This is a genomic window from Malaciobacter sp., from assembly GCF_055140965.1.
Genome location: NZ_JBSRRO010000008.1, coordinates 52,409 through 66,797, shown reverse-complemented (window position 1 = coordinate 66,797; position 14,389 = coordinate 52,409). Strand labels below are relative to the sequence as shown.

Below are 14,389 nucleotides of genomic sequence, written 5' to 3'. Positions count from 1 at the left end.
AAAGCAGTAAAATGATTAAAAGTTAAAAAGATCTGGTTGAGAAGTTCGGTAGTCTTACAAATTCACTAGTTTATGATGGTTGAATTTGCAAGTGGCTCTAAAGAGTTAAATTTTACTTTTTTACAAGTACAAATATTTTCTTTATTTAAATTAAATATATCTTTAAATTCACTATAAATAATCTCATATGCTTTACTTTGCAAATATAAAGTATCTAAATCTCCCTCATAAGGTGAGTTATATAGTTCATTTGCCAAGATTTTTGTTTTATAACTTGCTAAAGATTTTTTTATATTTGTTGAGATATGATTTTGAAAATTTCTTTTTAATACCTTTACATTATCTAGTCCATTAAAAAAATATTTTTCTAAAAAAGAGTCTCTTATTACAAGGCAAAGAGATTTTGTTTTTGTAAAATTATCAAAAATAATTGAACCATCATAGCTATTTACATATTTTATTAGAATCTCATCTTTTTTAAACAAAAGTTTTGAATTATTACTATTATCAGTATAAATTACATCATCTTCAAGATTTATGGCAATACAAAGTCCAGAAACTTTTGAAAAAGATTTAATCTCTAATTTTTTATTTACTAATGCACTTGTTTTAAACATAAAAATATTATCTTCAATAATCGCTTTATTACTTTTTATAACTCCTAAATCATTTGGAATATTATGTTGCCAACAATTACACTCTTTGCTACTTAATATAAAATCCTCAAAATCAATGCTACTTATTCTATATGACATTTAATCCCTCAAAGTTAAAAATAAATCCTTAATTCATAAAAAATAGATTATAATTAATTATGATTATCATTATAATATTATCTCAAAAATACTTTAGATAATATAAGGAAACAAAATGAATAAAGCCATTAGTTTAATACTATCAAGTTTGATTTGTACTTCTATTGCTTATGCACATAGTGAGCATGAAAAAAAATCTACTAATTTAGATAGTATTACCGTAACTGCAAATAAGATTGAGGAGAACATAAAAGATGTACCTCAAAGTATAACAGTTTTAGATGAAACTACACTCCAAGAAAAAGGCATCAAAACCGTAATTGATGTGATAAATCAAGTACCAGGAATGTATGCAGCAAACTCTACTTCTGGAACTTATATAAATTTTAGAGGATTAAATACCTCTTTGTTTACAAATAATAACCCTGTTGTAGTTTATATCAATGGTATTCCTATGGCAAATAGGTTTAATTTTAACCCTGCTTTAGCAAATGTACAAAGAGTAGAAGTATTAAGAGGTCCTCAAGGAACTTTATATGGGAAAGATGCAATTGGAGCAGTTATTAATATTGTGACAAAAGAAGCAAATAACTACTATAATGGCTCATTAACTTTAGAGTATGGAAGTAATAACTACAACCTTGCTAATTTTTATATAAATGGTCCTATTATAAAAGACAGACTATTTTGGGGACTTAATGGAAACTTTCAAAAAGATGATGGTTGGATAAAAAACACTTATCCTGGTATGAATGATCATGCAAATAGACAAAATAGCAGAAAAGTTAATACTTACTTTTTATATAAACCTACAGATAGATTAAGTTTAAAATTAAACCTTACAGATGAACATGAAAAAAAATATTGGTCAAATGGATATTCACAAAGTGACCAAATAGATGTAAGTGATGCAAATAGAGATGATGCCGAACACTTTAGTTTTGATGTTCCAACTATTGAAATATTGGATACTCAAGCACAAAGCTTTCAAGCAAAATATGCTTTTAATAACTTTGATTTTAGTTCTCTTACTACACATAAAAAGTTTAATATTGATGGAGAGTATGATGCAGATTACTCTGATAATCCTGCTTTTAAAGAGCTTTATCAAATGAATAAAAGTGAAACAAAATCATGGACACAAGAGTTTAGACTTTCAAGTACAAATAGTGAAGATTTTAGATGGGTTGCTGGTTTATATTTTGAAGATGAAAAGCTTGATAATGGTCCATATGGAATGCAGTTTAATATGATGGGAACAAAAATGCTTCAAGATGCCCAATCAATTACAAATAGTAAAACTCAAGCTCTATTTGGACAAGTAACTATTCCATTTTATGAAGATTTTGAATTAACTTTAGGTGGAAGATATCAAAGAATAAAAAAAGATATAGATTTAGATATGTATATGCTTCCAGTTGGTGTTTCTGGCCCAGCAATGAATCACTTTAATGATGAAAAAACATGGAATACTTTTTTACCAAAACTTGCCCTATCTTATAAAATAAATAAAGACTGGACAACATATACATCAATATCTAAAGGATATATGCCAGGTGGATTTAACTATTTTGCTATGAATAATGATAAAGATGCAAACTCATTTGAAGCACAAAAATCTACAAACTATGAGATAGGATTAAAAGGTTCTTTTGATAAAACAGATTTAACTTTATCAATTTTTAGAATGGATATAAAAGATATTCACGTTTACAAATCTTTATCAACTTCTGTATGGTTAACAGATAACGCAAAAAAAGCTTATTCTCAAGGTGTTGAATTAGAGATTAGTCACTATCCAAATAGTAATTGGGAATTAACAAGTGCATTTGGATTTACAGATGCAAAATATAAAGAGTATGATGCAGGTGATGCAAAATATGATGATGAAAAGATTCAATTAACTCCTGAATATACAGCAAGAGTTGGTGTAGGATATTTTAATCCTAGTGGATTTTATTCAAGAGCAGATATAAATCTTCAAGGACCAACATATTTTTTCCATGATTCAAAAAATAAAATGGATAAACAAGATAGTTACATAACAACAAATGTTAAGCTTGGTTATAGATATAAAGATTGGGATTTTTATGCTTATGCAAACAATATTTTTGACGAAAAGTATGTAACAGCATTTGATACAGCAGGAGGAATGTCAAGAATCACTTTTGGAGACCCAAGAAAAATAGGAGTTGGATTAAGATATAGTTTTTAAGAAAAGAGAGTTCTCTTTTCTTAATAGTAGTATTTTCTCGATTTTATAAACTCTTTTGGATTGGCATTAAATCTTTTTTTAAACGCAGTTGTAAAGCTTTGAACATATTTATAGCCTACTAATTTTGAAATCTCAGTAATATTAAGCTCACTACTTTCTAATAGTTTTTTTGCTTCTAACATTCTATATTCTAAAATTAAAGCTCCTGGTGTAATATTAAAAAGCTTCTTAAAACCATACTTTAATTTGAATTCATTTAAAGCTACTTCTTTTGAGAGTTTTGGAAGATTAAGAAAAAATCTTTTTTCACAAATTAAACTCTTTGCTTTTTGCAAGGCATAAATATCTTCTTTTGTAAGTTTCACCTCTTTTTTTATATTTTTTAGCCTATTTACTTGTAAAATATCAGATAACTCATGAAAAACTATCTCATAAACTTTACTTTGTAAATAGATTTCATGCAACTCTCCTTCATAAGGAGAATTAAAAATCTCATGGGCTAAAATCTTCGTTTTTAGATTTGTTTGAGCAGTTTTAAAATTAGTAGGAATATTTTTTTCATAGTTTTTCAAAACTAACTCTTTATTAGATATTTTCTCTAAAAAAAACTCTTGTAAAAACTCCCCTTTTATTATTATTCCAATATCCTTTAAGATATTGCCCTTATTAACTTCAAATAAAGATTGACTTTGATTAATATATTTTATAAACATACTATTTGCACACTTATTTGTTTGTTCATCTAAAATTTTATCTGTGTATTTTAAGCTGCCATCTAATACTATATTTATACATAAGCCCTCCTCACTAGAAGAGGAGTCCAAAGATACGTCATCTTTGAAATTAAAGCTATTTTTATATAAAAAAATATCATCAGATATTATGGTTTTTTCTACTTCTACACTTCCACTTTCATTTGGGAAATCTACTTTTATATTATCTTTTAAGTCTTTTACAAAAAAGTTCTCTAAATCATTCAAATCATATAACTTTGACACAAAATACCTTTTTATTAATTAATAATACAATTATCATAACTTTATTATTGATTTTCATTATCATTATAAGTATATTACAAATTAAATTAAGACTATATTTAAAGGTAAGAAAATGAACAAGAAACATGTACTATTATCACTTAGTGCATCTTTAGTGATTTTATCAAATTCACTTATGGCGGATAAAAAAAGTATTGAGCTATCAGATATTACAGTTACTGCACAAAAAACAGAACAAAATATTCAAAAAGTACCTATGACAGTAAATGTTTTAGATGAGTTTTTTATTGAAGATGCAGGTATCAAAAACACTAGAGAAATTGCATCTTATGTTCCAAACTTAACAACTATGCATGGTGGTTCTAGAGACTATTTTTCAAGAATTGCAATAAGAGGTATTTCAAATACAGGAGTAGGAGAACCCGCAGTTGCACTATATATTGATGATGTATCTTATGCAGATTTATTTGCTTTTGACTCTCCACTTTTTGAAGTAGAAAGAATTGAGGTTTTAAAAGGTCCACAAGGAACTTTATATGGGAAAAATACAGAAGCTGGAGTTATAAATATAATTACTAAAAAACCTTCAAATGAATTATCAGGAAGAGTAAATATTGAAGCAGGAGATTATGATTCAAAACAAATCATGGCCTCTTTAAACCTTCCATTAATCCAAGATAAACTATTTTTAAAAATGTCTGCATTAAAGTCTAAAAGAGATGGTTATATCAAGAATTTATATACTTCAACAGATATAGATAATCATGATACTTTATCATTAAGAGCAAATATGCTTTATAAAGTAAAAGATGACTTAGAAGCAAGTTTAATTTTAGGATACCAAAAGTTAGATGATGATGGAGGTTTTCCTATGACCTCAATGGAAAAAGGTAAATATAAAAATACCACTGGACTTTCAAGTTTAGATGAGTTTGAATCATCATTTAATTATAAAGGTGACAGTCAAGCCAAAACAAAAACTTCAGTTTTAAAGTTTGATTATAGTGCACAAGATTATGATTTTATTTCTATTACAAGTTATAGAGATATGGATAATCAAAGTACTTTAGATGGAGATTTTTCTCCAAGTAAAAACTTCATAGGATTTAACTCAAGAGAACTTGATTCTTTAAGTCAAGAGTTTAGACTATCTTCAACAAATAGTAGCTCTTTTAATTGGATAGTTGGAACATACTTTAACAATGAGAATGCAAATGATGAAACAGGCTATAAACTTGATGAAACTTATGCAAATATGATGGGGGTTCCTTTATATTCAGAAGATAAAATGAAAGCAGATTTAAACTCAAGAGATATAGCAATTTTTGGACAAAGTACCATAAGATTTTTTGATGATAGACTAGGATTAACAACAGGACTTAGATATGAAAAATCAAAAAGAAGTATGGATAAAAGAACTCACACTTTTGCAGGAGTAAATACAGCAAAACCTATGAAAAACATGGAAAAAACAAACTCAATTGTTCTTCCAAAACTTTCACTTGATTATTACATAAATAAAAATATGATGGTTTATACAACAGCTTCAAAAGGTTATAAAGCTGGTGGTTTTTCATATGCAGTTGATAATAAGGAGCTTGCAGAGTTTGATCCAGAAATATCAAATGCATTAGAAATTGGTATAAAATCTAAATTTCCTAATTTAGGTTTAACTTTTAATATGGCTGCTTTTTATACAAAAGTTGACGATTATCAAGATAGAATCCAAGTAAATCCAACAACTATTATGCAAGCTAATGTAACAGAAGTTGATATAAAAGGTTTAGAGTTTGAAACTTCATATGCAATTACAAATAACCTAACATTAAGTGGGAACTTTGGTTTAGTATCAGCAAAATATGGAGATTATGAAGATTCAATTGCAAATAAAAACTATAAAGATAATAAAGTAGCAATGATTCCTAAATATGATTTTAATGTAGGATTAAAGTATAGAAACCCAAATGGTATTTTTACAAACCTTGAAGCATTGCATACAGGAGAAAAACAGTTTGATAGATCAAATGAAAAAAAAGTTGAGTCTTATACAGTTTATAATGCAAAAATTGGTTATGAACAAGATAATTGGGATTTATATTTTGGAGTAAAAAATATAACAAATAAAGAGTATTTTTTAGATGGTTTTCATGATACAACAGTAGGATATATGGGAGCTGTTGGAAATCCTAGAACTTTTAATGTTGCTTTTAATTATAGATTTTAGGAAAAAATACCTTTATGTAAAAAAATAATCCTTTATACATAAATTCATTCTTGTATTTGATAGTAATTATTATTATAATTTTACTCAATCAAGAAATAAAGGTAGTTTATGGAAAACGAAAAAATGAAAAAAAGTTTATGGGCTATAATGAAGCCTGTAAACTTACATATTAATAGTGCAATATTATTAGCAGCTTTTTCTGGTATCACTTCAGTTATTGCATTAACCTTCTTAGCATTTGTAGTTTCTTTATCAGTTGATAAAAATGCGACTTTTTTAGGGATTACAATGGATTTTAATACAGCTTTTATATATCTAGCTGTAATCACATTTATATCATTTTTTTCAAGAAAATATGCATTTATAATCTCTCATTTTGGAGCATTTAAACTTGAAGAGATTTTAAGAACAAATCTCTCTAAACATTTGGCAAAAGTTCCTTTAGGATTTATAACAACAACAGGAACAGGAAAATTAAAAAAAGTTTTATTAGATGATATTAAAAATCTTCATGCTTTTGTTGCAGATACAACTCCAATGATAGGAAGAAGTATTTCTACACCTATTGCTTCACTAATTTTAATGTTAATAATTGATTATAGACTAGCTTGTGCTTCTATTGTGGTTTTAATACTTGGCGTTATTATTATGAGTTATGTTATGAAAGACTCTCAAGTTTATAGACAAGCATATGAAAACTCTCAATCAAATATAAATAAAGCAGTTGTAGAGTTTGTTCAAGCTATGCCAATAGTTAGAACTTTTGATGATGGAACAAGCTCTTTCAAAAGATATAATGAGTCTTTAGAAAACTATAAAACAAATTTAAAAAATTGGATAAATGAAACAGGTGTAGCTGCAAAGTTTGCAATGGCAATATTAAGTCCAATGCCAACTATTTTAGCAGTTAGTGGTATTGGAGCCTATTTTGTTTTAAATGGTAGTTTAGATTTAGTATCATTTTTAGCAGTTTTATTAATTGCAACAGGAATGAGTGATGCTTTAATGCCTTTAATGTGGATGAGTAACTTTGTAAAAAAATCACAAGCAGCTGCTTATAGAATTGCTGATATATCAAATGAAGAAGAGTTATATTATTCAAATAAAGTTAAAGAGTTAAACTCTTTTGATATTGAGTTTAAAAATGTTGGATTTAAATATGAAAATAGAGATTCAAATGCCCTTGAAAATATCAATTTTGAAGTAAAACAGGGTACAAAAACTGCTATTATAGGCTCATCAGGAGCAGGGAAAAGTACTATTGCAAAACTTATTCCTAGATTTTGGGATGTAAATTCTGGAGAAATTTTGATTGACAATCAAAATATTAAAGATATTGATTCAAAAACATTAATGAACAGTGTTGCTTTTGTATTTCAAGATACATATCTTTTCCATGATACAATTAAAAATAATATTAAATTAGCAAATGAAAAAGCCTCAGATGAACAAGTAATACAAGCTTGTAAAGCTGCACAAATTCATGAGTTTATAATGACTTTACCAAATGGCTATGATACTTTAGTTGGAGATAAAGGCTCAAGACTTTCAGGAGGACAAAAACAAAGAGTTACAATAGCAAGAGCTATATTAAGAGATGCACAAATAATTGTATTAGATGAAGCTACTTCATATGCAGATGCACAAAGTGAAGAAAAACTTATAAAAGCACTAGCAAATCTTATGAAAAATAAAACAGTAATTATTATTGCGCATAGACTCTCTACAATAAAAGATGCAGATCAGATTTTACTCTTTGAAAAAGGTAGATTAATATCAAAAGGAACACACGAAGAATTAATTAAAAACTCTTTTGATTATATTGATTTATATACAAGTTATGAAAAAGCTTACAATTGGGATATTGCTAACAAAGGAAATCATAATGACAAATAAAAAATTTAGCTCTTTGTATGAAGTTTATAAGTTATCAGTTGAAATTGCAGGAGAGTATAATGTAGGATTTAAAAGAAGTCTTTTACTATTTTTTATCTCTTTTGTTACATTAGGCTTAGCTTTTGCAATGTTTTTTCCATTATTAAAAGCGATATTTTCTCCACAAGCAAATATTAATGAGATTATTTATTGGTTTAGTTTTATGGCATTTTTTAGTGCAATTTCAATTATTACTAAGTGGTTTGGGCATAATTTTGATTATTCTGGATATATTGTTGAAATTACAAATGATTTAAGAGTAAAACTTGGTAAAAAACTTAGAAGTATGCCTCTTCATACTTTATCAAAATATAAAACAGGTGAATTAAACTCTATTTTATCTTCAAATGTTGATGAATCAATTTTACATATGGGAGTAGTTTCTTCACTATTTATGCAAATAACCGTAGTGCCAATTGTAATAGTTTTATTTACATTTTTTATTGATTACAAACTTGCACTTATTATGTTAGCAATTTTGCCTTTTGCAATACCACTTTATATAATCAAAAGAAAAGTATCTATTGAAGAGAAAAAAGATTTTAATGATGCTAACTCAAATTTAGAATCACAACTAATTGAGTATATTCAAGGTCTTCCTGTGTTAAGATCTGTTAACCAAGTAGGTAAAAATGCAAAACAACTTGATCTGGCAGTTAAAAAAGTAAGAACCATACAAGAAGAAGGAGCAGGTAAAAGTACACTTCCTTTACTAATTATGGGTTCACTTGTTGAAATTGTTTTATTAGTACTTGTATTTTTAGGAGGTATGTGGGTTGAAGAAGGTTCACTGGCACTTATTACTCTTGCTGCATTACTTGTTGTAGTATCAAGACTAACCGAGCCTTTAACTTTGTTTTTAGGAGTTATTCCTGTATTTGATACTATGGATAGTGCTTTTAATAGAATAAAAACTGTTTTAGATATAAAATCATTAAAAACTTTTGAACCTAAACAAAAAGCTAAAAGTTTTGATATAGAGTTTAAAAATGTTTTTTACTCTTATGATAAAGATGATAATTACTCTTTAAATGATGTAAGTTTTAATATAAAACAAAACTCATTAACTGCTATTGTTGGACACTCAGGTTGTGGAAAAACTACTATTACTAAAATGCTTATGAGATATGATGATGTATCTAAAGGAAGTGTAAAAATTGGTGGTGTAAATATTAAAAATATGACTCAAAAAGATCTTATGAAAGATATTTCTGTGGTATTTCAAGATGTTTATTTATTTGATGATACAGTATTAAATAATATAAAAATGGCAAAACCCAAAGCAACAAAAGATGAAATTATCAAAGCTTGCAAACTTGCGAACTGCCATGATTTTATTCAAAATCTTCCAGACTCTTATGATACAAATATTGGAGATTTAGGAGGGAATTTATCAGGAGGAGAGAAGCAAAGAATATCAATTGCAAGGGCAATTTTAAAAGATGCTCCAATTGTAATACTTGATGAACCTACTGCTTCTCTTGATACAAAAAGTGAACTTGCTGTTCAAAAAGCAATTGACTCTCTTGTAAAAAATAGAACAGTAATTGTAATTGCACATAGATTATCTACTATTACTCATGCTGATAATATATTAGTCATGAGTGAAGGAGAAATTATACAGCAAGGAAAACATGAACAAATTTTAGTCTTAAGTGAAATATATAAAAGTATGTGGGAAGCACAAACTAGAACAAAAAATTGGAATACTTAAGATGAAAACTCTTAAAAAAAGACACTTCTTTTTACTTTTAAGTTTATATGTTACACAGTTTTTAGGATTAGGTTTTTTTACAGAAGCCTTTATTGCTATTTTAAGAAAAACAGGAATGTCCTTAGAAAATCTTGGCATAGTTTATATGCTAGGATTTTTTTGGGTTTTAAGATTTGTATGGGCTCCTTTTATTGATAGAGTAAATTTTCAAAAAATTGGTCATTATAGATTTTGGCTTATACTTTCTCAAATAATAATGGTAAGTTCGCTCATTTTTGCATCTTTTTATGAGGTAACAACTCATATCTCAATGATTCTTTTATGTGCAGTTATTTTTTCTTTTTTCTCTGCTACACAAGATATTGCTTTAGATGCACTTGTATATAAGACTTTAACAAAAGAGCAAAGACCTTTTGGTAATGCTATTAAAGTATCAGGAGGACTTATAGGAACAGTTTTAGGAGGAGGAGTTGCACTAATTATTTATTCATATTTTCAATGGCAAATAACTGTCTTAATTCTTGCAGTTTTTACTTCTCTTGCAATAGTTCAACTTTTACTATTTAAAGAGCCTACTTGGGAGAAAAAAGCTAAACAAAAAAGATTTGTTTTTAAAGAGTTTTATAGTTTTTGGCAAGGTAAAAATAGAAAAATATGGCTTGTTTTTATTCTTCTTTTTCCTTGTGCAGTTGCAACTGCCCATGGACTAATATCTCCAATTTTAGTAGATTTAGGATGGAAACTAAAAGATATAGGATTAGTTGTTCATATTATTGGATATAGCATTGGAATTGTTGCATCTTTTGGTGCTTCATGGCTAATAAATAGATTTGGGAAAAAAAGAGTTTTAATTTTTTGTGCAATAGGTCAAATAATAGGACTATTTTTCTTAATTTTGCTACTACATGGTTACTCAAGTATTACTCATGTGATTTTAACAATTGGAACAATTTTTATTTTTTATACGCCCTCAACAACAGTAATTTCAACTTTGATGATGGATGAAATAGATAGTAATAATCCAGCTTCACAATATGCAATTCAGCATAGTATGTTTATGCTTTCTGGACTAATTTTTGCAAGTATGAGTATATTCTTTTCTGGAAAGTTTGGTTATGAAAATATAGTTTTAGCTATTTGCTTAATAGCTTTTGTTCCTTTGATTTTATCATTTAAAATTGATAGTTTTTTATCAAAAGAAGAAAAAATAGAGACAAATAATTTAAATACAATAGGATAATAATGAAAGAGATAAAGCCTTTAATGGCAATTAATATTTTATGCGTGTCTTCAATGATGGCTTTTTTAGCAGTTGTTGGACCAATTGTAAGAGAGTTAAACTTACAAGAGTGGCATGCTGGACTTATGGTTTCACTTGCAGGTGTTGCATGGGTTTTACTATCAAGATATTGGGGTAAAAAAAGTGATTATTATGGAAGAAAAACTATTTTGATTTTTTCAATATTTGGTTTTTTTCTATCTTACTTATTTTTAGCAGGATATACAAACTATGCCATAATAAATCCACCCTCAGTTATAATCTCACTTACTGCTTTAGTTTTTGCAAGGGTAATGATTGGAGTATTTTATTCTGCTATTCCTCCTGTTTCAAATGCATTAATTGCTGATAAAGTAGAACCTAGTAAAAGAACTTCATATATGGCAAGTTTAGGCGCTGCAAATGGAATTGGAATGATTATAGGACCAGTTATTGGTGGAGCTTTAGCAGTTTATGGATTAACTGCACCTTTATATGTAGCTGCTATTTTGCCCTTAATTGCAGTAGTTATTATATATTTTAGTTTAGAACCAAGTAAAAAAAGAGAAAAAACAAAAGAGAAAATTATACACTTTTTGGATAAGAGATTAAGACTTCCTATGATTGCATCATTTTTTACAATGTATAGTATTGTTACTTCACAAGTTTGTTTAGGCTTTTATATACTTGATAAGTTTCATTTAACACAAATTCAAACTGCTAAAAGTACTGGTTATATTTTAGCAATTATAGGAGTTGTTTTTATTTTAACACAAATTGTAGTTTCAAAATTAAAAAATATCTCTTCACATACTTGGTTGATTCTAGGTTCAATACTTTGTGCAATTGGATATTTTTTAATAAGCTTTATTACAACACAAATTGAGCTAACTATTGCATTTAGTATAGGAACAGTTGGATTAGGCATGTTAATGCCAGCATTTTTAGCAATAACAGCAAATAGTGTACAAGAACATGAACAAGGAGTTGCAGCAGGAACTGTCTTTGCAGCACAAGGTTTAGGAATAATAATAGGACCTCTATTAAGCACTATGCTTTATCAAATAAAACCAGAGATTCCATTTATTTTTTCAGCGACTACTTTTTTAGTTTTGACTATAATTTCACTTTCATATAAAAAAAAGGAAGCTATTAGATGTTAGAAGTAGTAATTCTTGCAATTGCATTAAGTATGGATGCTTTTGCAGTGTCTATTGGATTGGGTATAAAAAGTAATGAGAATTTAAAAACTTTAGCTATTAAAGCTGGTTTATTTTTTGGTTTTTTTCAAGCTTTAATGCCCTTTATTGGATATTTTGGTGGAGTTGGATTAAAAGATATTATTGGTGGTTTTGATTATTGGCTTGCTTTTTTCCTTCTTTTAATTATTGGTGGAAAGATGATATATGAAGCTTTTGGAGAAAATACAGAAGAGGATATAGCAAAGGTTTCAACTAAAGTTTTATTAACTTTAGCGGTTGCAACTAGTATAGATGCAATGGCAGCTGGTTTTACACTTCATTTATTTGATTTAAATGTTTATCTTTCTTTGCTAATTATAGGTATTACAACATTTATTTTTAGTTTTATTGGGGTTATGATTGGTTCAAAAGGAACTGCAAAATATGAAAGTAAAGCGGAGATTCTTGGTGGAGTTGTTCTTATAATCATAGGCTTTAAAATACTACTTGAAAATACTATTCTTTAAAACTTAAGAAGATATACTCTTCTTAAGTTTCTACAAATATTTAATAAAATTTATATAAACTTTAAAAGTAAGTAACAATTAACAAAAATAATGTAAAATTTCACAAAAATAATATAAAGGATATTTATGAAAAAAATAACACTAGCTTTTATTACAATATTTGCTTTGCTATTTATTGGATGTAGTGATGACAATTCTTCTAAGACATCAAAAGAAAAGGAAGTTATAAAAGTTGGAACTTCAGGTGGATATTTTCCATTTACTTTTTACAAAGATGATAAACTTCAAGGTTTTGAAATAGATGTTTGGAATGCAATTGGAGAGAAACTTGATGCAAAAATTGAGTTTAAAACAGCAAAATTCTCTGGACTTTTTGGGATGCTTGAAACAGGTAAAATTGATACAATTTCAAATCAAATTACAACAACACCAAAAAGATTAGAAAAATACTACTTCCCAACTCCTTATGTTTATGATGGAGCACAAATTATTGTACATAAAGATAATAATGAAATTAAATCATTTGAAGATTTAAAAGGGAAAAAAGTTGGTGTTACACTAGGTACAAACTATGCACAAATTGTAAGAAGTTTAGATACGAACAATGAGGTTGAACTAATCACTTATGAGGGAAATGGTTTTGAACAAGATGTAAAACTTAAAAGAATTGCTGCCTTTGTTCAAGATAGAATCTCAGCAGTAGAACTAATCAAAAAAGCAAACTTACCTTTAAAAATAGTAGGTGAACCACTTGAAGTATTAACAAACTCTTTTCCATTTGTTAAAAATGAAAAGAATAAAGCTTTAGTTGAAAAAGTAAATAAAGCTATAAAAGAATTAAAACAAGATGGTACATTAAAAAAGATTTCAGTAAAATGGTTTGATTCTAATATTACAGAGAAATAATGAGCACATTTGATATAGATTATACCTTAGGGATTTTCCCAATACTTTTTAAATATATAGATATTACTATCTCTATGGCAGTTATTTCTGCTGCCATAGCTTTAATAATTGCTGTTTTAATTGCTGTTATTACAACATATAAAATAAAAATACTTACACAACTTTGTGATTTATATATCTCTTTTTTTAGAGGAACTCCTTTATTGGTACAACTTTATTTATTATATTTTGGTCTTCCTCAAATTCTTCCAATCTTTTCAAACTTAGATGCTTATACAGCTTCTATTGCTGGTTTAGCCCTGCACTTTTCAGCTTATATGGCAGAATCAATTAGAGGGGCTATCTCTTCTATTGATAAAGGACAGTTTGAAGCAGCAAACTCACTTGGAATGACAAGAACACAAACTTTTTCTCATATAGTTTTACCACAAGCTATTAGAGTTGCTATTCCTAGCTTGATGAATAACTTTATTGACATGATTAAAAGTACATCACTTGCTTTTACTTTAGGAGTTCCAGAGATTATGGCAAAGGCACAAATTGAAGCTTCAAGTAGTTATAAATACTTTGAATCATTTTTAGCAGTTGCTATTGTATATTGGGTAATTGTAGTTACATTTACATTCTTTCAAAGAAAAATTGAGGCAAAATTAAATAAAGCTTATTAATAAATAAA

At 27.6% G+C, this 14,389-nt stretch carries 11 protein-coding genes; 9 read left to right on the top strand and 2 right to left on the bottom strand.

Annotated elements, in window-relative coordinates:
• Positions 1-65 precede the first annotated feature (65 nt).
• Positions 66-755, bottom strand: a complete 690-nt coding sequence (locus tag ACTCCZ_RS04145) for a hypothetical protein (RefSeq protein ID WP_079578232.1) — start codon at positions 753-755, stop codon at positions 66-68.
• Between the two features lie 115 nt (positions 756-870).
• Here ACTCCZ_RS04145 and ACTCCZ_RS04140 point away from each other — a divergent pair, with 115 nt between their 5' ends.
• Complete coding sequence (locus ACTCCZ_RS04140; protein ID WP_079578233.1) at positions 871-2,970, top strand: TonB-dependent receptor; 2,100 nt, start codon at positions 871-873, stop codon at positions 2,968-2,970.
• Positions 2,971-2,990: 20 nt separating this feature from the next.
• Here the strand turns inward: ACTCCZ_RS04140 and ACTCCZ_RS04135 are convergent, their stop codons facing one another.
• Positions 2,991-3,968, bottom strand: coding sequence for a helix-turn-helix domain-containing protein (locus ACTCCZ_RS04135; protein ID WP_079578234.1), 978 nt, complete (start codon positions 3,966-3,968; stop codon positions 2,991-2,993).
• Positions 3,969-4,080: 112 nt separating this feature from the next.
• Here ACTCCZ_RS04135 and ACTCCZ_RS04130 point away from each other — a divergent pair, with 112 nt between their 5' ends.
• From ACTCCZ_RS04130 to ACTCCZ_RS04095, 8 genes are all read left to right on the top strand, one after another.
• Complete coding sequence (locus tag ACTCCZ_RS04130) at positions 4,081-6,192, top strand: TonB-dependent receptor (protein ID WP_079578235.1); 2,112 nt, start codon at positions 4,081-4,083, stop codon at positions 6,190-6,192.
• A 108-nt stretch (positions 6,193-6,300) separates the two neighbouring features.
• Entirely contained in the window at positions 6,301-8,088 is a 1,788-nt protein-coding gene (locus ACTCCZ_RS04125; protein ID WP_079578236.1) for an ABC transporter ATP-binding protein, read from the top strand.
• The gene (locus ACTCCZ_RS04120; protein WP_079578237.1) at positions 8,078-9,841 is read left to right on the top strand and encodes an ABC transporter ATP-binding protein; all 1,764 of its coding nucleotides are present in this window, start codon (positions 8,078-8,080) and stop codon (positions 9,839-9,841) included. Before ACTCCZ_RS04125 ends, ACTCCZ_RS04120 begins: the two co-directional genes overlap by 11 nt.
• A 1-nt stretch (position 9,842) precedes the next feature.
• Positions 9,843-11,081, top strand: coding sequence for an MFS transporter (locus ACTCCZ_RS04115; RefSeq protein ID WP_131828682.1), 1,239 nt, complete (start codon positions 9,843-9,845; stop codon positions 11,079-11,081).
• Between the two features lie 2 nt (positions 11,082-11,083).
• Positions 11,084-12,262 carry an MFS transporter gene (locus ACTCCZ_RS04110; RefSeq protein ID WP_079578239.1) on the top strand — a complete coding sequence of 393 codons (1,179 nt, stop codon included), beginning with the start codon at positions 11,084-11,086 and terminating at the stop codon, positions 12,260-12,262.
• The gene (locus ACTCCZ_RS04105) at positions 12,256-12,807 is read left to right on the top strand and encodes a manganese efflux pump MntP (protein WP_079578240.1); all 552 of its coding nucleotides are present in this window, start codon (positions 12,256-12,258) and stop codon (positions 12,805-12,807) included. Before ACTCCZ_RS04110 ends, ACTCCZ_RS04105 begins: the two co-directional genes overlap by 7 nt.
• A 126-nt stretch (positions 12,808-12,933) precedes the next feature.
• A complete protein-coding gene (locus tag ACTCCZ_RS04100; protein WP_079578241.1) occupies positions 12,934-13,713 on the top strand; it encodes an amino acid ABC transporter substrate-binding protein in 780 nt (259 codons plus the stop codon).
• Positions 13,713-14,381, top strand: a complete 669-nt coding sequence (locus ACTCCZ_RS04095; protein ID WP_079578242.1) for an amino acid ABC transporter permease — start codon at positions 13,713-13,715, stop codon at positions 14,379-14,381. Before ACTCCZ_RS04100 ends, ACTCCZ_RS04095 begins: the two co-directional genes overlap by 1 nt.
• The last annotated feature ends 8 nt before the right edge of the window (positions 14,382-14,389 follow it).